Genomic DNA, 19,120 nt, shown 5'->3' with positions numbered 1-19,120 from the left:
CGCTGCGTGCCTGGCGGTTTGCCCTCCGGCATCGCGGGGCGGACAATCCACCCCATGACTGATTCCACGCATCGCGCCGGCCACGTCGCCGTCATCGGCCGGCCCAATGTCGGCAAATCCACGCTGGTCAACGCCCTCGTCGGCGCCAAGGTGAGCATCGTCTCGCCGCGCCCCCAGACCACCCGCCACCGCCTGCTCGGCATCGCGACGTTTCCGGAAGGCCAACTCCTGCTGGTCGATACGCCCGGCATCCATCGCGAGCAGAAGCGGGCGATGAACCGGCTCATGAACCGCGCCGCGCGCGGCGCACTGGAGGGCGTCGATGCCGCGATGCTGGTGGTGCGCGCCGGGCAATGGGACGACGAGGACACCCTGGCTTACGACGCCCTGCGCAACGCGGGCCTGCCTGTGATCCTGGTCGTCAACCAGGTCGATCGGATCACCGACAAGACCAAGCTGTTGCCCTACCTCGCGAAGGTCAGCGAAGGTCGTGACTTCGCCGGCGTGCATCCCATCTCCGCGCTCAAGCGCAGCGGGCTGGAGGCCCTGGTGAAGTCGGTGCTGGCCCAGCTCCCCGAACAGCCCGCGTTGTACGGTGAGGACGAGATCACCGACAAGAGCCAGCGCTTCCTCGCCGGTGAACTGGTGCGCGAGCAACTCATGCGCCAGCTGGGCGAAGAGCTGCCTTACGCGACCACGGTGGAAATCGAGCGCTTCGTCGAGGAGCCTTCGCCCAAGGGCGTGCTGTTGCGCATCGGTGCCGTGATCTGGGTGGAACGCGACGGCCAGAAGAAGATCGTGATCGGCAAGGGTGGGGAACGCCTGCGCGAGATCGGCACGAGGTCGCGCCAGCAGATGGAGCGCCTGTTCGATGCCAAGGTCTTCCTCGAAACCTGGGTGCGGGTGCGCGAAGGCTGGTCGGACGACGAAGCGGCCCTGCGCGCGTTCGGCTACAACGACTGACCGCCCGCGCCGACGCAATGCGGCTCTCCGCCGAACCCGCGTTCGTGCTGCATACCCGGCCGTGGCGCGAGAGCAGCCTGCTCGTCGAAGTGCTGACGGCCGAGCACGGCCGGCTCGGACTGGTGGCGCGTGGCGTGCAGGGCCCCAAGCGGCAGCCGTTGCGCGCCGCGCTGCAGCCGCTGCAGTTCATCCGCTTCGACGCCGTGCAACGCGGCGAACTGGCCACGCTGCGCGCGGCCGAGGCGCTGGATGCCGCGCCCCGGCTGGCCGGCGACGCGATGCTTGCCGGGTTCTATCTCAACGAACTGACGCTTCGCCTCGCGCCACGCGGCGATCCGCAGCCCGAGCTGTTCGAGGCTTATCGGATCGCGCGCCAGCGCCTGGGCCAGGGCGAGGGTCTGGCCTGGTCGTTGCGGCGTTACGAGCGCGACCTGCTGGGCGCGCTCGGGTTCGGTTTCGACTGGACCGAGGATGGCGAGGGCACGCCGATCGACCCGGCATCGCGCTACCGCCTCGATCCGGAGTACGGGCCTCGGCGCCTGCTTGCCGATCGTGGCCATGAAGACCGGCGCAGCGCGGCGACCGGCCGCGCCTTGCTTGCCCTGGCCGCGGACGACGTCCCCGGCGTCGAGGATCTCGCCAGCCTGCGCCGGCCCATGCGTGAGGTGCTTTCCTTCCACCTGGGGCCGCGAGGCCTGAAATCGTGGGAAATGCTGGGCGAACTCGCCCGCATGTCGTCCGGCGACTGAGCCGTGCGCGGATCAGTCCGGAAGGGCCCGGGAAACGTCCGCCGGCTCCAGTAGTTCGCACGCCGCGACGGTGAAATCCCGCAGGCGCTCCGGTGCCCGGTCGTCTTGGTCCAGCCCCTGCACCGCGAACTGGAGCCGGGACGCGCCGACGAAGCCACAACTGGCGCGCAGCCGATGCAGTTCCGAATGCAGGCCCTGGAAATCCTCGTTGCGGAACGCATTGCGTACCCGTTCCAGTACCGCCGGGAGTTCGGCGATGAAGAGCTTGCGCAACGCGGAAATGTGTTCGCGGTTGCCGTTGAGCGCGCGCGCCGCGGTCTCGTCGTCCCAGGGCGGAGGCTCGCCCGCGCTCGGCCGGGGCGTCATTCCGAGCGCCTCACGCACGGCCACGTGGACGGCGGACGATGGCACGGGCTTGACCAGCACGCCCTGGAAACCCGCGCCGAGCAGGGCCTGCCTGAGCGTGTCGTCGGGCGCGGCGGTGTGTGCGAGCGCGGGCGTGGTGCGATCGCGCGTACGCAGGCGGGCCAGCAGCTGCCCGCCGCTGCCGTCAGGCAGGTGGGCGTCGATCAGCCACAGGTCGTAACGCGCGGCGACAGTGAGGGCGATGGCGGCCGCCATGCTGTCGGCCGCGTCAACGGTGGCGGGCAGTGCCTGGACGGCGGCCGAGAGGAACGCGCGGCTGACCGGGTCGTCCTCGACGAGCAGCACACGGGGCGGCGGCGGTGTCATGGTGTTCGCACTCCTGTCGGTATCCTTTCCCGAAATGCCCGGTCGGATGGTACGCCTGCTGTGTGGTCTCGGCCTTGTCGCAGTCGCGGCAATGCCAGCCCATGCACGATCGCTGAGCGCGCGCATCGCCCGGGTGACGACGCCGGTGGCGACGATGCAGGGCGTGCGGGTGCGGCTGGACTGGGCCGCGACCGCGCCCCAAGGCGTGCTGCGCCTGCAGGCCGCGCGCGTGGATGCCCCGGACCTTGGCTACGTCTTCCGCGAGGTCGACTGGCAGTGCCCGCTCCTCCGCGACGGGGAGGGCGGCTGGCGTTGCGACGGCAACCTGCGCGGCGGTCGGGGCGCGCCGTTGCGACTTTCGCTCGAGCTCGGCGTCGCCAGCACCGACGCACGCCTCTCGCGCGGCGCCGGCGCGCTGTCGCTGCACCGGGATGCCGCGACGCCGGACCGCAGCGACATCGACCTGGTGAGCGTGCCGCTGGCATGGGCCCAGGCCTTGCTCGCCAACGCATGGAGCGACGGGCGCCTCACCAGGGGCACGCTGGACGGACACCTGGCGGTCGTCGCCGCGCCGAAGCAACCGCTGCTGGTCAGCGGGCCGCTGCGCATCCACGGGGGCGCCTTCGATACGCCCGACGGCACGATCGCCGCGGAGAATCTCGGCGCCGATCTCGCGCTGGACCTGTCGTTCGCGACCCGCAGCAGCGCGCGCGTGCGGGGCCAGCTGCGAGGTGGCGAGCTGCTTTTCGGCAACGCCTACGTCGCGCTACAGCAGCGGGCGGTGGATCTCGACATCCTCGCCACCCGGCAGGGGGAGCAGGGCTGGCGCCTGCCGCAGGTGCGCTGGTCGGATCCGGGCGTCCTGGACGCGCAGGGCAGTGCGGCGTTCACGCCGGCAGGTGAGTTGGACGCGCTCGACCTGCGCTTGCAGGGTCCCGACCTCGCCCCGCTGCGCGACGCCTACCTGTCCGGCTGGCTTGGCGTCGCGGGCCTGGCGCAACTGCAGCTCACCGGCGCGGCGGACGCGACGCTGCGGCTTGGCGGCGGCGGGGTGCAGGATTTCCTGGTGTCGGTGCACCAGGCATCGATCGTCGATCCCGCGCAGCGTTTCGGTTTCGAACGCCTCGATGGCGACGTGGCGCTTTCCTCCAACGCGCCCGTGCAGTCAGCGTTGGCCTGGCAGGGCGGTCAGCTCTATGGCCTGCGTTTCGGCGCCGCGCGCCTGCCGTTCTCCAGCCGCGACGGCGAGCTGCAGTTCCGTGAGCCGGTGTCCGTGCCCATGCTCGGCGGACAGCTCCGCTTCGATCATCTCGCGCTACGGCCGCCCGCAGGCGGGCAAGGGCTGGACGTCCGCTTCGGCATGACCCTGCAGGAGCTGGACGTGGGACAGCTGGCGAAAGCGCTAGGCTGGCCGGCCTTCACCGGCGAACTCAGCGGCGAAATCCCGCAGGCGCATTACGCGCGCGAACGGCTCGACTTCGACGGCGGCCTGCGCATGCACGTGTTCGATGGCGAGGTCGCGGTGTCCGCGCTGTCGATGGAGCGCCCGTTCGGGGTCGCGCCCACCCTCTCCGCCGACATCGCCCTGGACGAGCTGGACCTCGAATCGCTGACCGGCGTATTCGGCTTCGGCAGCATCACCGGGCGCCTGGACGGCAGCATCGATGCCTTGCGCATGGTGGACTGGCAGCCCGTCGCGTTCGACGCCAGCCTGCGTACGCAGCGCAAGCCGGGCGTGCGCCAGCGGATCAGCCAGCGCGCGGTGCAGGACCTGTCGAGCGTCGGCGATGCGTCCTTCGTCGGCAGCCTGCAATCGCGGCTGATCGGCCTGTTCGACGATTTCGGCTACGCCCGCATCGGCATCTCGTGCCGGCTCGCCGACGACGTCTGCAACATGGACGGACTGGGTTCAGCCGGGCGGGGATTTATTATCGTGCAGGGTGCGGGACTGCCGCGTCTGACCGTAGTCGGCTTCAACCACCGGGTCGACTGGCCGACGCTGGTGGAGCGGCTCGGCGCGATCGGCAAGGGCGATGTGAAACCGATAGTCGAATGAACCGCGCCAACTGCATTGCGAACGGCGGATCGCGATCCGCCCTACAGGAGAGGGAATCATGCGTCGTCTGATGGGAATACCGGTCGCCGCCGTGCTGCTGACGGCCTGCGTCACGATCAATGTCTACTTCCCCGCCGCCGAAGCGAAGGAAGCCGCGAAGGAGTTCGTCGAGAAGGTCATCGGCGACGAAGCCAAGGATGCGCAGCCCAAGCCCGATGGCGGTGGCATGGCCTATCGCGCCGCCGCCGGCCGCAGCCACCTGCTCGCCCGCGTCGACCTGCTGAGCCTGGTGGGCATCGGTACCGCCTACGCGCAGTCGCAGCCCGACATCACCATCAAGACGCCGGCGATCCAGGCGATCCAGGCGCGCATGGCGGAGCGGTTTGATGCGCAGCTGCGCGAGGGCTTCGACGCCGGGGCGCTGGGTTTCGCCGGCGACGGCACCATCGTCGTGCGCGATGCCTCCAAGCTCGCGCTCAAGGACCGCGTCGCGGTGAACCAGGCGGTGGCCGACGACAACCGCGACCGCAAGGCGGTCTACCGCGAAGTCGCCGTCGCCAACGGCCACCCCGAGTGGGAGACGCAGATCCGCGACGTGTTCGCCAAGCAGTGGATCGCCAGCGCGCACGCGGGCTGGTGGTACCAGAGCGGCGGGGCGTGGAAGCAGAAGTGACTTCCCGCCCTCGACGGTGATGCCTGGAAAAGCCCGCTCCGGCGGGCTTTTCCGCGCTTGTGGGAATCCTTGCCGCCGGTTTCGAGCGCATCTTCGGCCGCTGGCGCGCCAGCGGCTGCCGGGTGCATCAAGTCGTCCGCGGGCCGGCCCCTCTGCGACAATGCGCGGCCCGAAGTAGCGGTTTTCCCCGTGGCACGCATCGACCAGACCCCGTTCGAAGTAGACATCACCGATCTCAGCCACGATGGCCGCGGCGTCGCCCGTCGCGACGGGGAGGGAGGCAAGGTGACCTTCATCGCCGGCGCATTGCCGGGCGAGCGGGTGGTGGCGAAGCAGACCTCGCGCTCGCGCCACTTCGACGAGGCCACGACGCTGGAAGTGCTGCGCGCTTCGGACGACCGCGTGCCGGCGCGCTGCCCGCACTTCGGTACCTGCGGCGGCTGCGCGTTGCAGCACCTCGACGAGGGCAAGCAGATCCTGGCAAAGCAGCGCGTGCTGCTGGAGAACCTCGAGCGCATCGGCCACGTCACCCCGGAGCGCGTGCTGCCGCCGCTGGTGGACGCGGCCTGGGGTTATCGCCGCAAGGGCCGCTTCTCGGTGCGCCGCGTCGAGAAGAAAGACAAGACCCTGGTCGGCTTCCGCGAGCAGGATCCGCGCTTCGTCGCCGACCTGTCCGAATGCCATACCGTGATTCCCGAAATCGGCAGCAAGGTGTCCGCGCTCGCCGCGCTGGTCGATGGCCTGCAGGCGCGCCGCGACATCCCGCAGATCGAGTTCATCGCCGGTGACCGCACCGACGAGTTCAGCGGCATCGCACTGACCATCCGCCACCTCGCGCCGTTGTCCGACGCCGACCAGGCCGCGTTGGTCGCCTTTGGACAGCAGCATGGATTCGCCATCTTCCTGCAGCCCGGCGGCGTCGACAGCGTGCATCCGCTGTGGCCGGCGGAACCGAAGCTGGCGTTTGCATTGCCGCAGTGGAACATCGAGTTCGTGTTCCGTCCGCTCGACTTCATCCAGGTCAACGCCGGCCTCAACGGCAAGATGATCCAGTCCGCGCTGGACCTGCTCGATCCGCAGCCGCAGGACCGCGTGCTCGACCTGTTCTGCGGCCTGGGCAATTTCACCCTGCCGCTGGCGCGCCGCGTGCGCGAAGTGGTCGGGGTCGAAGGCGAGGCCGGGCTGGTCCGGCGCGCGCGGGAAAATGCCGCGCACAACGGCATCGCCAACGCCGAGTTCCACGCCGCCGACCTCGGCAAGGACCTCAGCGACCACACCTGGATGCGCGAAGGCTTCGATCGCCTGCTGCTGGACCCGCCGCGCTCGGGCGCGGACTTCGCGCTGACCCAGCTGAAGCTCAAGCAGTTCAAGCGCATCGTCTACGTCAGTTGCCATCCCGGCTCGCTCGCGCGCGATGCGGGTTACCTGGTCAACGAGAAGGGCTGGAAGCTGCGCGCGGCGGGCGTGATGGACATGTTCCCGCACACCGCGCATGTCGAGTCCATCGCCATGTTCGAGCCGCGCCGCGACTGAGTTCAACCATACATCCGGACGCGCCGCGGCGCGCCTGGAACCCGGCCACGAGCATTTCGGAGCACAAGTCCCATGCCCCTGGAAATCGAACGCAAATTCCTCGTCACCAGCGGCGCCTGGCGTGCCGCCGCGCATGAGGTCGTGCCGATGGCGCAGGGCTACCTCAACGATGCCGCCGCCCTGGATGCGGGAGCGATGAAGGCCTCGGTGCGCGTGCGCATCCAGGGCGACATGGCCTACCTCAACCTCAAGTCGCGCGAGCTCGGCCACACCCGGCAGGAGTTCGACTACGCCATTCCCGTCGCGGACGCGCGCGAGCTGCTGGCGCTGAGCGTAGGCGGTCTGGTCGACAAGCGCCGGCACTACGTCGACGTTGGCGGCCACCTGTGGGAGGTGGACGAGTTCCTGGGCGAGAACGCGGGGCTGGTGGTGGCCGAGATCGAGCTGGACTCGGCCGACGAAGCCTTCGAGAAGCCCGCCTGGATCGGGCGTGAAGTGACCGACAGCAAGCGCTACTACAATCTGGCCCTGGCCACCCGGCCGTATTCGCAGTGGAGCGAAGCGGAGCGGGCCGGCAAGGACTGAGGCCGGATCCCCGCGGGATCGCGTGCCCCCACGAACTCATCTGGAATCGCAAACATGTTGGTAATCGGCGTCGCCGGCAAGGAACTCACCGCGCAGGAGCGCGACTGGCTGCAGCACGATGCCTGCGCCGGGGTAATCCTGTTCAGCCGCAACTTCGCCTCCAAGGCGCAGGTGGCGGAGCTCTCGCAGGCGATCCGCGAAGCCGCGCCGCGCCCGCAGCTGGTCTGCGTCGACCAGGAGGGCGGGCGCGTGCAGCGCTTCCGCGAAGGCTACAGTGCGCTGCCGCCGCTGGAGGGCTTCGGCCGGCTGTACGCGCAGGACCGCGCATCCGCGCTGCAGCTCGCCGAGGAGCACGCCTGGCTGATGGCGAGCGAAATCCGCGCCACCGGCGTGGATCTCAGTTTCGCGCCGGTGGTCGACCTGGGCCGCGGCAACCTCGCGATCGGCAATCGCGCGTTTTCCGCCGACCCCGAGGTCGTCGCCGACTTCACCCGCGCCTACGTGCGCGGCATGCACGCCGCCGGCATGGCGGCGACGCTGAAGCATTTCCCGGGCCACGGCTCGGTGCTGGAAGACACGCATTTCAACGATGCCGTCGACCCGCGGCCGCTGGAGGAGATCCGCGCGCTCGACCTGGTGCCGTTCGTTGCCGGCATCGAGGCCAAGGCCGACGCGGTGATGATGGCGCACGTGGTCTATCCGGCCGTCGCGCCGGAACCGGCGGGTTATTCGAAGCGCTGGATGGAGGAGATCCTGCGCGCCGAGATGGGCTTCCGCGGCGTGGTCTTCAGCGACGACATCGGCATGGCCGCGGCGTTCTCCGCCGGCGGCATCAAGCAGCGCGTCGACCTGCACCTGGATGCGGGCTGCGACGTCGTGCTGGTCTGCCATCCGGAACTGGTCGAGGAATCGCTCGCGGCGGTCAAGGACCGCAAGCTCAACACCTCCGCCCTGATCGGCCTGATCGGCCGCGGCGCGATGGGCTGGGACGGGCTCATCGCGGACGCACGCTACGGGCAGGCGCGCGGTCGCCAGGAAGGACTGGCGTAATGGCCGACCTGCAGAGCGCGCTGGCCAACAGCGACCTGATCCACGACCGCGTCACGCTGGAAGCGGCGATCGTGCGTATGTCCGCGAAGATCCATGCCGATTACGTCGGCAGCGTGCCGCTGTACATCACCGTGATGCACGGCGGCCTGCCGTTCGCCGGACAGCTGGCGCTGGAACTGGGTGCGCGCGGCCTCGATGTCGAATTCGAATACCTGCACGCCACGCGCTACCGCGGCGCGACCTCGGGTGGCGAGCTCGCCTGGAAGCACCGTCCGACCACGTCGCTGCAAGGGCGGCGCGTACTGCTGGTCGACGACATCGTGGACGAGGGGCACACGCTGGCGGCGATCCGCGAGTGGTGCCACGAGCAGGGTGCCGCCGAGATCCGCATCGCCGCGCTCGCGGTCAAGGTGCACGACCGCTGCGTGCCGGGATTGACCGCCGATTACATGGGCGTCGAAGTGCCGGACCGCTACGTCTACGGCTACGGCATGGACTACCACGAGCAGGGCCGGGGACTGCCCGCGATCTACGCACTGCGGGATTGAGCCGATGGCGACGCGCAGGAGCACCACTGGCTGTCATGGGTGTCGACCTGCCGCTCAGGCGCGGCTTCCTCTTTCGCATCGCCGCCTGCTGGCGGCAAATCCCACTTCCGTTGCAGAGAGCGCATCGCCATGAGCGAGATCGAACTGGCCATCATCGGCGGCACCGGCCTGTACAAGCTGGCCGAGCTGCAGGATGCGGAGGCACACCAGCCCGTCACCCATTACGGCGCGCTGTCTGGCCCCGTCCGCGTCGGCACGCTGGACGGCCACCGTGTCGCGTTCCTCGCGCGCCACGGCGAAGGCCACTCGCTGCCGCCGCACCAGGTCAACTACCGCGCCAACCTCGCCGCACTAAAGGCGTTGGGCGCGCAACGGGTGCTCGCCCTCAACACCGTGGGCGGCATCACCGAGCGCTTCGGTCCGCGCGTGCTGGCATGCCCGGACCAGCTGATCGATTACACGTGGGGCCGGATCTCCACGATCTGCGAGGAACCCGGCACCGACGTGCTGCACGTCGACTTCGGCGAGCCGTACACGCGGGCGCTTCGGCAGGCCGTCGTCGCTGCTGCCGCCGGCGCGGGCGTGGCGCTGGTCGATGGCGGTTGCTACGGGGCGACGCAGGGACCGCGCCTGGAAACACGCGCCGAAATCGCGCGCATGCGCCGCGATGGCTGCGACCTGGTCGGCATGACCGGCATGCCGGAAGCGGGCCTCGCCCGCGAGATGGGGTTGGATTACGCCTGCCTCGCCATCGTCGCCAACTGGGCGGCAGGCGCGGGTCCGGATCCGGACGAGGTCATCACCCTGCAGGACGTGCTCGACAACGTCGCGGCCGCATCTTCGGGACTGCCCGCGCTGCTGCGCGCCCTGCTGGCGGCCTGAAACCGGTTTCGATTGGCGGACCGCACCTCGCGCGGCGAGACGGGTTGCGCTCGTTCAGCAAGTTGGCATACTCGCCTGGCGCCGCCAGGGCCGGCGCTCGTCATCGCATCCAGCAGAGGTCAACAAGGACATGCAGTACGGTACCGTGAAGTGGTTCAACGACGCCAAGGGATTTGGCTTCATCTCGCCCGAAGACGGCAGCGCCGATGTTTTCGTGCATTTCTCCGCCATCAATGCCAAGGGCTTCCGCAGCCTGCAGGAAGGCCAGCGCGTCAGCTACCAGCTGACCCAGGGCCCGAAGGGCGCGCAGGCGTCCGAAGTCGCACCGGTCTGAGACCGCGAGGCGACTCGAGCCGCGAGGCTCGATCAGCATGACTTTCAAGGCCCCGCTCCGGCGGGGCCTTTTCTTTGCAGGCGGCTCTGGGGTGCTGTGGTACCAGCCCGCGGAACCACGCTGCGCTACAGTCAGGCCTCACCGGGAGGCGGCAGTGACTGCATCGGCTTTCGAAACGCATGTCGTCGACAACCAGCCGCCGGAATTCGCCGGGCGCGACCTGTGGACCGACGATGCCGCCCTGCGCGAGGCGGTCCAACGCGAAGGCGCGGCCGCATTCGACGAGCGCCTGCACGCCTACGGCCGGCTGGCCGGCGGCGACCTGCTGCAGCTGAGCTTCGATGCGCATCGCGACCGGCCCCGGTTGCGCACGCATGACCGCTTCGGCCACCGGATCGACGTCGTCGAATTCCACCCGAGCTACCACGCGGTGATGGCGGCGGCGATCGGGCATGGCGTGGCGGGACTGTCCTGGCGGGAGCCGGGCCGCGGCAGCCACGTCGCACGCGCCGCGCTGAGTTACCTGCACGGACAAGTGGAACCGGGCAGCAGTTGTCCGCTGACGATGACGCATGCCGCGGTACCGGTGCTGCGCCGCGAGCCGAAATTGCAGGCCTGGGCCGACAAGGCCGCCGCGCCGGTTTACGACCCGCGCAATGTCGCCAGCGACGACAAGGCCGGCGTCACACTCGGCATGGGCATGACCGAGAAGCAGGGCGGCAGCGATGTCCGCTCCAACGCCACGCGCGCGGTGCCTTCGTCGGCCGAGGGTGAGTACGCGCTCAGCGGGCACAAGTGGTTCTTCTCCGCGCCGATGTCGGATGGTTTCCTCGTGCTGGCGCAGGCGCCGGCCGGACTGAGCTGCTTCCTGATGCCGCGCTGGCGGCCGGACGGCGCGCGCAACGCATTCCGCCTGATGCGGCTGAAGGACAAGCTCGGCGACTGGTCCAATGCGTCGTCCGAAGTTGAATTCGACGGCGCCTGGGCGCAGCGCATCGGCGACGAAGGGCGCGGCGTGGTCACGATCATCGAGATGGTCATGCTCACCCGCCTGGACTGCATGCTCGGCTCGTCCGCGCTGATGCGCATGGCGCTGGCGCAGGCGCTGCACCACGCACGGCATCGGCGCGCCTTCGGCAAGCGCGTGGTCGAACACGCGCTGATGCAGAACGTGCTTGCCGACCTTGCCATCGAGGCGGAAGCGGCAATGGCCTTCTCGCTGCGCGTCGCGGGGGCCGTCGATCGCGCCGGGGACGATGCGCGCGAGGCCGCTTTCGCCCGCGTCGCCACGGCCATCGGCAAGTTCTTCGTCTGCAAGCGCGCGCCGGCATTCGTCAACGAGGCGCAGGAGTGCCTGGGCGGGGCGGGCTATGTCGAGGAGTCGCTGTTGCCGCGGCTGTACCGGCAGGCGCCGTTGAACTCGATCTGGGAGGGCAGCGGCAATATCCAGTGCCTCGACGTGTTGCGGGCACTCGCGCGCGAACCGGAGGCCGCCGCGGCGCTGCTGCACGAACTGCAGTCGGCCGCCGGCCTGCATCCCGCGATGGACCGCGAAGCCGCTGCACTGCGCGCCGTGCTGGCTCACCAGGCGGGCGAAGCCGATGCGCGTCGGCTGGTCGAACGGATGGCGCTGGCGCTGCAAGGCGCCATCCTGCTGCGGGCGGGCAGTCCCGTGGCGGATGCGTTCTGCCGCTCGCGCTTAGGTGGCGAGCACGGCCTGGTGTTCGGGACCTTGCCGGCCGGCGTGCCGCTGGCGCCGATCCTCGAGCGTGCCTTGCCCGCCTGACGCCAACCGGTCAGTCGAGGAACTGCAACCGCGCCAGTTCGGCGTACAGGCCTCCCTGCGCGAGCAACTGCTCGTGCGTGCCCTCGGCGATGACGCGGCCGTGGTCCATCACCACGATGCGGTCGGCCTTGAGCACGGTGGCGAGGCGATGGGCGATGACGATCGAAGTGCGCCCGTGCATCAGCGTTTCCAGGGCCTGCTGCACCGCGCGCTCGCTCTGCGCATCCAGGGCACTGGTCGCTTCGTCGAGCAGCAGGATCGGGGCGTCCTTCAGCAGGGCGCGGGCGATGGCGATGCGCTGTTGCTGGCCGCCGGACAGGCGCGCGCCGCGTTCGCCCAGTTCCGTGTCCAGGCCCTCCGGCAGCGCATGGATGAAATCGCTGGCGTGGGCATTGCGCACCGCAGCGTCGATCTGTCCTTCGTCGGCTTCCAGCCGGCCGTAGCGGATGTTCTCGCGCGCGCTGGTCGCGAAGATCGTGGGTTGCTGCGGTACCAGGGCGATGGCTTCGCGCAGCTTGGCCGGATCGAGGGTGCGGACGTCCGCGCCGTCGATGCCGACCGTGCCGGCGTCCGGGTCGTGGAAGCGCAGCAGCAGGGAGAACACCGTGCTTTTCCCGGCGCCCGACGGCCCCACCAGCGCCACGGTCTCGCCGGGGCGGACACGCAGGCTGAAATGCACCAGTGCCGCCTGGTCGGGGCGCTGCGGGTAGTGGAAGGTGACGTCATCGAAGACCACGTCGCCCTGCACGGGCGAGGGCAACGCACGGGGCGAGGCGGGCGGGGTGATCGCCGGCGCCTCCTGCAGCAGTTCGCTGATGCGGCCCATGCCGGCCGCCGCGCGTTGCACTTCGTTCCAGACTTCGGCCAGCGCACCGATCGAGCCCCCGCCGATCACGGCGTAGAAGACGAACTGCAGCAGCACGCCGGCCTTCATCCGGCCGGCGACGACGTCGTGCGCGCCCGACCACAGCACCAGCGTGATCGCACCGAACACCAGGGTGATGGCGACCGCAGTGACGATGGCCTGTGCGCCGATGCGCTTGCGCGCGGTGTTGACCGCGGTCCTGAGCGCGTCGGTGAAGCGGCCGCGCTCGTACGGCTCGCGCGCGTGCGCCTGCACGGTGCGCACGGCGCCCAGGGTTTCCGATGCGAGCGCGTTGGCGTCGGCGATGCGGTCCTGGCTCGCGCGCGAGATCTTCCGCAGCCGGCGCCCGCCGACCACGATCGGCAGCACGGTCAGCGGGATGCCCACCAGCGCGAACGCCGCAAGCCGCGGACTGGTCACGAACAGCATCACGATCGAGCCGATCACGGTGACCACGCTGCGCAGGGCCACCGACATCGTCGACCCCACGGTGCTGCGCAGCAGTTCGGCATCGGCGGTCAGGCGCGATACCAACTCGCCACTGCGGTTGCGGTCGTGGAAGCTGGCGTCCAGCGCCAGCAGGTGCGAGTACAGGTTCGCGCGCAGGTCGGCGACGACGCGTTCGCCCAGCAGTGAGACGAAGAAGAAGCGCGCCGCGGTCGCAAAGGCGAGCACGAGCGCGACGCCGAACAGCAGCAGGAAGGCGCGATCGATCGCGGCGCCGCCGCCGCCGGCGAATCCCTGGTCGATCATCACCCGCGACGCGGCGGGGAGCGCCAGCGTCGCCGCGCTCGAGCAGGCCAGCGCGAGCAGCCAGGCGACGAACAGGGCCCGGTGGCGATGGACGAAGGGCCACAGCCCACGGAGGCTGCCGAGGGGGGCTTTGCTTTGGAGGTCGGGCATGGGCGGCAGTCTGGGTCCTGGTGCTGACAGGCTTGCGCCGGGTCGCGCCATCGTGCGTGCGAAAAATCGGGAGGGGTGCGACGGGCGGGGTTCAATCCATTCCGAACCGCACCCTGTCCCGGGTGGCGTCCCGCAGCTGGATTTTCAAGGCTTCCACGCGATCGGCGGGGAGCCGCAGGCGCAACGCGACGCCCTCGGCGAGGAAGTCCTCGGCTAGTTTTTCGCCGCCGAACGCCCCCAATGCCGCGTGGACCGCGCCGGTGAGGTCGAACGGATACTCGAGGCGCACCTCGCGGTAGGCGATCAGCGCCTGGCGCGGTGCGGTGCGCAGGCACTCGGCCGCCGCGCCGCCATATGCCCGCACCAGGCCACCCGCGCCGAGCTTGATGCCGCCATACCAGCGCGTCACGACCGCCATGACCTGGTCGTAGCCCTGGCCATCGATCGCCGCGAGGATCGGCCGGCCGGCCGTGCCCGCGGGCTCGCCGTCGTCGCTGAAGCGATATTGCGATCCGATCCGGTAGGCCCAGCAGTTGTGCGTCGCCGCCGCATCGGCGACATCGGCGAGGAAGGCGAGGGCGGCATCCGGCGTGGTGACCGGCGCCGCATGGACGATGAAGCGGCTGTGCTTTACCTCGAGCACGTGCGCCGCCGGCGCGGCCAGGGTGTCGCTCATCGCCGGGCGTCGGTGGCCAGCAGTGCGCGCAGATCGTCGGGAAGACGCGTGCGGGGATAGTCGCGGCGGAACAGCCTGAGGCTGGCGCGCGCATGGTCGAGGTCGTCGGCGTCGCGGCGGTCGCGGATGCGTGCGAGCCACTCGGCGGCGGGCAGATGCGTGTCCTCGCTGACCGGAACCTGCGACCAGTCGACATCGGTTTGCCGGATGCGCGAGCCGGTCACCTCGATGCGGTCGAGCGCGGCGGCTTCGGCTTCGGCGGGCGGCTCCGCCGGTGCGGGTGCCGGTGGTGCAGCGGGCGCGACGGGTGCGGCGGGTGCGGCTGCCGCGGCGCGTGCCTGCTCGCGCCGCTCGGCCGTGGCGCGCGCGGCGGTCGTGTAGGTCGCGTGACTCTTGCGTGCGGGGGCCGGTGCAGCCTGCGCGGCCGGTTCGGGGACGAAGCGGTTGTCGGCGACGGCGGCGCTGGCGGCGGCATCCGCCTCGCGTTTCGCCTCGCTCGATGCCGCCTGCGCGGCCAGCATTCCGGCTTCATCGGCGGCGGGCGCGGGTTTCGCGCTCGCGGCGTTGGCGTGTGCCGGGGCCGCGGCCCCGGATGCCGCGCTGGCCACGTTCGACCCGGCCCGCGCCGCCGGCGCCGGCGTGGCGGGCTGGTCGGGCAGCGGCGGGGGATTGGCCACCGGGGCGCGCGCTGCGCCCAGGGGCTCGGCCATGATGATCACTTCCTCGTCGGCGCCAGCCTCCGGACGCGTGGCGATGCCGCCGTACTGGGGCCGCAACTGCCAGACGAGTCCCAGCGCCAGCACGGCCGCTGCGGCCACCCCGACACCGGTCACGAGGGCGGGAGGCAGGCCGAGCCACGCCAGGCGGCCGTGCCGGCGCGGCTTGCGACTCGCGGCCGCTGCATGCGCGGCTGCGAGGATGCGGGCGTCCAGCGCCGGCGACGGCCCGTCGAACGGGCCGACACGACCGAGCCGCGCGGCGAGATCGCGTTCCTCCGCGTCCAGGGGTTCGTGCTGGTCGGGCCGGGTGGTCATTCGTTCAATCTCTGGCGCAGCTTGTCCATGGCGTAACGAAGCCGCGATTTCACCGTTTCCCTGCCTACGCCGGTAATGGCGCCGATTTCCTCGAGACTCAACTCCTGTTCGAGCCGTAGCACGAGTACTTCTCGCTGCTCGTCCGGCAGCTCCTCCATCGCCCGCTGCAGGCGCCGGCGTTGCTCGAACCCGGACAGTTCGCGCTCGGGCGTGCTCGGATCCGGGACCCGGGCGGCGCGCTCGTCGCCGTCCTCCGGCGCCGTGGGGCGATGCCTGGCCGCACGCCAATGATCGTTGAGGCGGTTGTGCGCGATCCTGAACAGCCACGTGGAGAAGGCCGCGTCCGGCTTCCAGCCCGCGCGTGCGGCGATCACGCGTTGCCAGACGTCCTGGAAGCATTCGTCCGCCAGCGCCTGGTTGCGCAGCTGGCGGAGCAGGAAACGGTACAGCGGGCCGCGGTGGCGGGCGTACAGGATCTCGAATGCCGCGACGTCGCCGCCCACCCAGGCCAGCATCAACAGGTCGTCATTGGCGTCCGCGCCCGGATTCATCGGCGGCAGGTTACGGGCTGTCGCCGGGTACGTGAAGCCGTCGGCAGTGGCTTCGCCACGATCCGGCATGGAGCGGACGGGCTCCCGGGATCGCTTGGAAGGCGTGCAGGCGAGGATCGGATGAGGGGCAAGAGCGAGCTCCATATGCGCTAGGAACGTCCGGGACGTGCCGGCGGGGTTCGGGGCTTCCATGGGCTCCTGCTAGAGGTATGCTCCAACCTGACCGTCGGGGGACGGCTGGTGCCGAGGGGCGAGTGCAGCGATTGCGGGCGATGATGGCCAGGCCGGCGGAACCGGCGGATAGCGCTGCGCAGGCATTGGCGGGCGTGCTCCAGGAAGGGCTCCCGGCCGGGGCGCAGGTGCTCGTGCGCTGGCGCGACGAAATCGGTGTCCCCGGCTTCTCGATGTCGGAGCAGGTTCCGGACCGGCTGCACCAGGCGGCGGAACAGCAGATGGCCTCGGGCAAGGCGCTCGAGGACGCCCAGACCCTGGCTGAAGTCTGGGACGGCGACGGCGAGATGCGCGTCACCATCGTGGCCCATGTCCCGGAGACGATGCCGCAGGCGGCGCGCCGCGGCTGGCTCGCGATGGCGAAGATGGTCGTGGCGGCCCACCTGGTCGCGAGGGAGGCGCAAGCGCGCGCGCAGCTGCTGGAGAAATCCGAACGGCTGCAACAGGCGCTGTACGAGATCGCCGATCTGGCCGGGTCCGACCTGGAAATGGCGGACATGCTGCGTCGCATCCACGCGATCGTCGCCGGCCTGATGTATGCGGAGAACTTCTACATCGTCCTCTACGACGATGCCCGCGATTCGATCCGCTTCCTGTACTTCGCCGATCGCCAGGACCCGTACGTCGCCGATCCGTCGCTCGACATCCCGGCCATCGACATGCCCAACAGCATGACCCTGGCGTTGTTGCGCCACGGCGAGCCCCTGCGTGGTCCGTCCGATCACCTGCGCGCCCAGTTCGGCGTGGCGCGCGACGTGGTCCACGGTCCGGACAGCGCCGACTGGCTGGGCGTGCCGATGCGGCGCGAGGACCGCGTCTGCGGCGCCGTGGTCGTGCAGAGCTACGACCGGCCCGAGGTCTACCGCGACGAGGAGCGCGCGCTGCTCAGCTACGTCGCCCAGCACATCCTCACCGCGCTCGACCGGCGCCAGGCCCGCGAGGATCTGGAACGCCGCGTGGAGGAACGCACGCGCGCCCTGCAGCACAGCAACCGCGACCTCCAGGCGGAGATCGTCGAACGCCAGCGCGGCGAGCGGCTGCAGCGGGCGCTGTTCCGCATTGCCGAACTGTCGATCACCTCGGAAACGCTGGAGCGCTTCTACGCCCAGGTGCACGACGTGGTCGGCGAACTGCTGTACGCGCGCAACTTCTACATCGCCCAGGTGTCCGAGGACGGCACCATGATCGAGTTCCCGTACTCGATCGACGAGCGCGACTCCGTGCGCCAGGCGCGCCAGTTCGCGCGCGGCCTCACCGAATACGTGATCCGGGAAGGACGGGCCCTGCTCGCCGACCGTCCCCTGATCGAGGAGCTGCAGCGCGTCGGCAAGGTGCGCAGCCTGGGCACGCTCGCGCATTGCTGGCTGGGCGTGCCCTTGTTCCGCGAGGAAGTGGTGGTGGGCGTGATCGCGGTGCAGAGCTACTCGCCGGCGATCAGCTTCACCGGACGCGACCAGGAACTGCTCACCTTCGTCGCCCACCACATCGGCATCGGCCTGGCGCGCAAGCAGGCGCAGGACCGGCTGCTGCTCGCGCACGGCGAACTGGAGCAGCGGGTGACATCGCGCACGCGCGAGCTCGCGGAAGCCAACGCCGAACTGCTGTCGCAGATCGGCGAGCGCCTGCGCGCCGAGCAGCAGCTGACCTACCAGGCGCGCCATGACGCGCTCACCGGGCTGCCCAATCGCAGCCAGTTGCTGGAACGGCTCGCGGCAGCCATTGCCCGCGCCCAGGCCGAGGCCGCCCAGGGCGGCCCCGCACCGGCGCGGCATTTCGCCGTGCTGTTCCTCGACCTCGACCGCTTCAAGCTGGTCAACGACAGCGTCGGACACTCCGCCGGCGACGAACTGCTGATCGAAGCGGGGCGCCGCATCGTCGCCACGGTGCGCGGCGGCGACGTGGTCGCGCGCCTGGGCGGCGACGAGTTCGCCATCCTGATTGGCGACATCGACAACATCGCCATTGCCGAGGAACTGGCGCGCCGCGTGCTCGTGGCGTTGGGCGAGCCGTTCTGGGTCGCGGGACGCGAAGTCTTCCCGTCCGCCAGCGTCGGCATCGCCGCCTGGCATCCGCGCTACCAGACCGGTGCCGAACTGCTGCGCGACGCCGACGCCGCGATGTACCGCGCCAAGGCCAGCGGCCGCAATGGCTGCGCGGTGTTCGACGAGGTGATGCGCGAGGAGGCCATGCGCATCCTGGACCTCGAAGCCGACCTGCGGCGTGCGATCAACGGCGACAACTTCGTCGCCTACTACCAGCCGATCGTGCGCCTGAGCGACCGCCGCGTGATCGGCCACGAGGCGCTGTTGCGCTGGCGGCACGAGCGCCGCGGCCTGCTGGCGCCCGGCGAATTCATCGGCCTGGGCGAGGACAGCGGCCTGATCGAGGAAGTCGACTGGCTGATGTACGCGCAGGTGGCCAAGCGCCTGGCGCGCGAGGAATACGGCTACATCTCGGTGAACGTCTCGCCGCGGCATTTCCTCTCCGCGGATTTCGCCGATCGCCTGCTGCGCCTGCTGGACGAGGCCGGCGCGGACCCGCACCGGCTGCGCATCGAGATCACCGAGGGCGCGCTGCTCGACGACACCGCGCGCGCGCTGCGGATGTTGCGCACGCTGCGCAGCAACGGCGTGCTGGCCCAACTCGACGACTTCGGCACCGGGTTCTCGGCGCTGTCGTACCTGCATCGCTTCCCGCTCGAGTGCCTGAAGATCGACCGCAGCTTCGTTGCCGGCCTCGTCGGCGACACGCGGCCGGAGAGCATGGCCGTGGTGCGTGCGATCCAGGCCCTGGCCGGATCGCTGGGCATCCACACCATCGCCGAGGGCGTCGAGAGCGAATCCCAGCGCATCATCCTGCGCGAACTGGGCTGCCAGCACGGGCAGGGCTTCCTGTTCGGCAAGCCGACGGAACAGTTGTTGCCGCTGGCTTCGTTACCGCGCTGAGCTTTCGAAAGCAGACGGCCCCGG

The 19,120-nt window shown here is 70.2% G+C and carries 17 protein-coding genes; 12 read left to right on the top strand and 5 right to left on the bottom strand.

Annotated elements, in window-relative coordinates:
* Positions 1–54: 54 nt before the first annotated feature.
* Both era and recO read left to right on the top strand, forming a co-directional pair.
* Positions 55–963 (top strand): GTPase Era, encoded by a 909-nt coding sequence (gene era / locus BP05_RS09635; protein WP_496362828.1) that lies wholly within the window; start codon positions 55–57, stop codon positions 961–963.
* Positions 964–980: 17 nt separating this feature from the next.
* Entirely contained in the window at positions 981–1,712 is a 732-nt protein-coding gene (recO, locus tag BP05_RS09630) for a DNA repair protein RecO (RefSeq protein WP_496362826.1), read from the top strand.
* Between the two features lie 12 nt (positions 1,713–1,724).
* Here the strand turns inward: recO and BP05_RS09625 are convergent, their stop codons facing one another.
* Positions 1,725–2,423, bottom strand: coding sequence for a response regulator (locus BP05_RS09625; RefSeq protein WP_496362824.1), 699 nt, complete (start codon positions 2,421–2,423; stop codon positions 1,725–1,727).
* Positions 2,424–2,535: 112 nt separating this feature from the next.
* Here BP05_RS09625 and BP05_RS09620 point away from each other — a divergent pair, with 112 nt between their 5' ends.
* From BP05_RS09620 to BP05_RS09580, 9 genes are all read left to right on the top strand, one after another.
* The gene (locus tag BP05_RS09620) at positions 2,536–4,500 is read left to right on the top strand and encodes a hypothetical protein (protein WP_496362822.1); all 1,965 of its coding nucleotides are present in this window, start codon (positions 2,536–2,538) and stop codon (positions 4,498–4,500) included.
* A 58-nt stretch (positions 4,501–4,558) separates the two neighbouring features.
* A complete protein-coding gene (locus BP05_RS09615; protein WP_496362820.1) occupies positions 4,559–5,173 on the top strand; it encodes a DUF1318 domain-containing protein in 615 nt (204 codons plus the stop codon).
* Between the two features lie 189 nt (positions 5,174–5,362).
* Positions 5,363–6,706, top strand: a complete 1,344-nt coding sequence (rlmD, locus tag BP05_RS09610; protein ID WP_496362818.1) for a 23S rRNA (uracil(1939)-C(5))-methyltransferase RlmD — start codon at positions 5,363–5,365, stop codon at positions 6,704–6,706.
* 72 nt (positions 6,707–6,778) lie between these two features.
* A complete protein-coding gene (locus tag BP05_RS09605) occupies positions 6,779–7,291 on the top strand; it encodes a CYTH domain-containing protein (RefSeq protein WP_496362816.1) in 513 nt (170 codons plus the stop codon).
* Between the two features lie 54 nt (positions 7,292–7,345).
* The gene (gene nagZ / locus BP05_RS09600) at positions 7,346–8,341 is read left to right on the top strand and encodes a beta-N-acetylhexosaminidase (protein ID WP_496362814.1); all 996 of its coding nucleotides are present in this window, start codon (positions 7,346–7,348) and stop codon (positions 8,339–8,341) included.
* Positions 8,341–8,889: a hypoxanthine-guanine phosphoribosyltransferase gene (locus tag BP05_RS09595; RefSeq protein WP_496362812.1), complete on the top strand. Its 549-nt coding sequence runs from the start codon at positions 8,341–8,343 to the stop codon at positions 8,887–8,889. The genes nagZ and BP05_RS09595 overlap by 1 nt, the downstream gene beginning before the upstream one ends.
* A 129-nt stretch (positions 8,890–9,018) precedes the next feature.
* Complete coding sequence (locus tag BP05_RS09590; protein WP_496362810.1) at positions 9,019–9,771, top strand: S-methyl-5'-thioinosine phosphorylase; 753 nt, start codon at positions 9,019–9,021, stop codon at positions 9,769–9,771.
* Between the two features lie 130 nt (positions 9,772–9,901).
* Positions 9,902–10,105, top strand: coding sequence for a cold-shock protein (locus BP05_RS09585; protein ID WP_056133187.1), 204 nt, complete (start codon positions 9,902–9,904; stop codon positions 10,103–10,105).
* Positions 10,106–10,259: 154 nt separating this feature from the next.
* A complete protein-coding gene (locus tag BP05_RS09580) occupies positions 10,260–11,891 on the top strand; it encodes an acyl-CoA dehydrogenase family protein (protein WP_496362807.1) in 1,632 nt (543 codons plus the stop codon).
* A gap of 10 nt (positions 11,892–11,901) precedes the next feature.
* On the opposite strand, the gene BP05_RS09575 is transcribed toward BP05_RS09580, so the two are convergent.
* The 4 genes from BP05_RS09575 to BP05_RS09560 all read right to left on the bottom strand — a co-directional run bounded on the left by BP05_RS09575 (position 11,902) and on the right by BP05_RS09560 (position 15,920).
* Positions 11,902–13,659: an ABC transporter transmembrane domain-containing protein gene (locus BP05_RS09575; protein WP_496362805.1), complete on the bottom strand. Its 1,758-nt coding sequence runs from the start codon at positions 13,657–13,659 to the stop codon at positions 11,902–11,904.
* Between the two features lie 91 nt (positions 13,660–13,750).
* Positions 13,751–14,335: an IMPACT family protein gene (locus BP05_RS09570; RefSeq protein WP_496362803.1), complete on the bottom strand. Its 585-nt coding sequence runs from the start codon at positions 14,333–14,335 to the stop codon at positions 13,751–13,753.
* Complete coding sequence (locus tag BP05_RS09565; protein ID WP_496362801.1) at positions 14,332–15,369, bottom strand: hypothetical protein; 1,038 nt, start codon at positions 15,367–15,369, stop codon at positions 14,332–14,334. Before BP05_RS09565 ends, BP05_RS09570 begins: the two co-directional genes overlap by 4 nt.
* Positions 15,366–15,920: an RNA polymerase sigma factor gene (locus tag BP05_RS09560; protein ID WP_496363152.1), complete on the bottom strand. Its 555-nt coding sequence runs from the start codon at positions 15,918–15,920 to the stop codon at positions 15,366–15,368. The genes BP05_RS09565 and BP05_RS09560 overlap by 4 nt, the downstream gene beginning before the upstream one ends.
* Before the next feature lie 272 nt (positions 15,921–16,192).
* Between BP05_RS09560 and BP05_RS09555 the strand changes: the two genes are divergently transcribed.
* The gene (locus BP05_RS09555; protein WP_496363150.1) at positions 16,193–19,096 is read left to right on the top strand and encodes a bifunctional diguanylate cyclase/phosphodiesterase; all 2,904 of its coding nucleotides are present in this window, start codon (positions 16,193–16,195) and stop codon (positions 19,094–19,096) included.
* The last annotated feature ends 24 nt before the right edge of the window (positions 19,097–19,120 follow it).

The organism is Lysobacter oryzae DSM 21044 (assembly GCF_059568595.1).
This window is presented reverse-complemented; position numbering and strand designations above follow the sequence as displayed.

Bases quoted from the DNA above. Each gene is read 5' to 3' on its own strand.
- era (WP_496362828.1), top strand. From the start codon at position 55: ATGACTGATTCCACGCATCGCGCCGGCCACGTCGCCGTCATCGGCCGG.
- recO (WP_496362826.1), top strand. From the start codon at position 981: ATGCGGCTCTCCGCCGAACCCGCGTTCGTGCTGCATACCCGGCCGTGG.
- BP05_RS09620 (WP_496362822.1), top strand. From the start codon at position 2,536: ATGCCAGCCCATGCACGATCGCTGAGCGCGCGCATCGCCCGGGTGACG.
- BP05_RS09615 (WP_496362820.1), top strand. From the start codon at position 4,559: ATGCGTCGTCTGATGGGAATACCGGTCGCCGCCGTGCTGCTGACGGCC.
- BP05_RS09605 (WP_496362816.1), top strand. From the start codon at position 6,779: ATGCCCCTGGAAATCGAACGCAAATTCCTCGTCACCAGCGGCGCCTGG.
- nagZ (WP_496362814.1), top strand. From the start codon at position 7,346: ATGTTGGTAATCGGCGTCGCCGGCAAGGAACTCACCGCGCAGGAGCGC.
- BP05_RS09595 (WP_496362812.1), top strand. From the start codon at position 8,341: ATGGCCGACCTGCAGAGCGCGCTGGCCAACAGCGACCTGATCCACGAC.
- BP05_RS09590 (WP_496362810.1), top strand. From the start codon at position 9,019: ATGAGCGAGATCGAACTGGCCATCATCGGCGGCACCGGCCTGTACAAG.
- BP05_RS09585 (WP_056133187.1), top strand. From the start codon at position 9,902: ATGCAGTACGGTACCGTGAAGTGGTTCAACGACGCCAAGGGATTTGGC.
- BP05_RS09575 (WP_496362805.1), bottom strand. From the start codon at position 13,659: ATGCCCGACCTCCAAAGCAAAGCCCCCCTCGGCAGCCTCCGTGGGCTG.
- BP05_RS09570 (WP_496362803.1), bottom strand. From the start codon at position 14,335: ATGAGCGACACCCTGGCCGCGCCGGCGGCGCACGTGCTCGAGGTAAAG.
- BP05_RS09565 (WP_496362801.1), bottom strand. From the start codon at position 15,369: ATGACCACCCGGCCCGACCAGCACGAACCCCTGGACGCGGAGGAACGC.
- BP05_RS09560 (WP_496363152.1), bottom strand. From the start codon at position 15,920: ATGAATCCGGGCGCGGACGCCAATGACGACCTGTTGATGCTGGCCTGG.
- BP05_RS09555 (WP_496363150.1), top strand. From the start codon at position 16,193: ATGATGGCCAGGCCGGCGGAACCGGCGGATAGCGCTGCGCAGGCATTG.